The sequence below is a fragment of the Shewanella sp. 11B5 genome (genome assembly GCF_002836795.1).
In the GTDB taxonomy this organism is placed as follows: Bacteria; Pseudomonadota; Gammaproteobacteria; order Enterobacterales; family Shewanellaceae; genus Shewanella; species Shewanella frigidimarina.
Window position 1 is genome coordinate 1 of sequence record NZ_PJAP01000018.1, and the last position, 1,535, is coordinate 1,535.

The 1,535-nt window shown below is 42.9% G+C and carries 1 protein-coding gene; it reads left to right on the forward strand.

Features of this window, described 5'->3' with window-relative positions; translation table 11 throughout:
• On the forward strand, positions 1-1,535 hold a 1,535-nt coding region (locus CXF78_RS00115; RefSeq protein WP_102035647.1), incomplete at both ends, for a TonB-dependent receptor.

The window sequence follows — 1,535 nt, forward strand, 5'->3', positions numbered from 1 at the left end:
GCCAATGTTAATGTCATTGATGCTGCTGATATTCAAATGAGCGGCGCCACCAATTTAACCGATTTATTACGTGGACAATCTGGTATTCAGGTGTCGGATAATAACTCGGGCACTGTATTTTCTATGCGTGGTTTTTCTGCATCACAAGCCGCTAATAACACCTTAATTTTGGTCGATGGACGCAGACTGAATAATATCGATATTTCAGCGCCGAGTATTGAATCGATCCCGATTAACTTAGTTGAGCGTATTGAGATTTTATCGGGTAGCGCAGGGGTATTATATGGTGACCAAGCTGTTGGCGGCGTTATCAATATCATTACCAAAGCACCAACAGAAACTGGTGGTGGCTTACAGGTTAGTGGTGGCAGTTTTGATACCTATGAAGCTAAAGGTGATATTTCAGGGGCTATCAACGATGCATGGCGTTACTTTTTAGCGGCGAGCTATAACGAAAGCGATAATTACCGCGATAATAATGACAATGAAACCAGCTCTATTCTAGGTCGCTTGCAATATCAAACAGATATCGAAGACTTCTTTGTTGAAGTGAATCATTTTGATAACGATCGCCAAGCACCGGGTGCGCTAACGCTGGCGCAATATGAAGCCGATCCTCGCCAAGTAGCATCATTTTCTGAAGGTGAGTTCTCTCATGAAATAACCACAGCATTGCGCAGTGGTTATCAATATCAGCTGAATAAAATCTGGGCCTTAGGTGCTGATTTAACCTACTCAGATACATCAACCTCGAGCTTGTTATTTGGTGGCGCAGGGCGTATTGAGCGCGATCTATTGAGTTTCTCGCCTAAAGCTACTGCTAACTATCATTTAGAACATGGCGATTTAAATTTTGTTGCCGGTATTGATGTGAGTAAAGGTGAAGCAGATTTCGATACGCTCTATACGCAACGAAATAATGAACAGACACAAAAGAGCGCCTATGTGCAAGCATCGGTACCGATCACGCCGACTTTATCTTATGTCGTCGGTGGTCGTTATTCTGAAGTGACAGACGATTTATATGACCAATTACTTTATCCGAATCGTATTGAAATCGATAATGACGCCCATGCGTTGGAGTTGGGGTTAAATTATCGCCCAAGCAGTGAAAATCGTTTTTATGTCCGTGCAAATGATAACTTCCGTTTTGCTAAAGTCGATGAGCAAGCTTACACCCCGCTTGATGTACAAGGTTTGAATCCACAAACAGGTCGTTCTTACGAAGCGGGCTGGGACTTTACCACTACGACTCAGACATTAAAAATCAATGCTTATCAACTTGAGTTAGAAGATGAGATTGTTTACGAAGGCGGTCGTACTGATGGGCCTTATGGTGGTGGTGCTAACGTAAACGCCGATGAATCTCGCCGTTTTGGTGTAAGCACTGCTTATGATGTACAGTTATCTAATGACTGGCTGCTAGGAGCTTCGTACGACTATATTGATGCTGAGTTCACTCAAGGTGAAAATGACGGTAAAGCGTTATCATGGGTAGCAAAACATTCAGGTAAAGCCTTCGTAAGCTATGATTT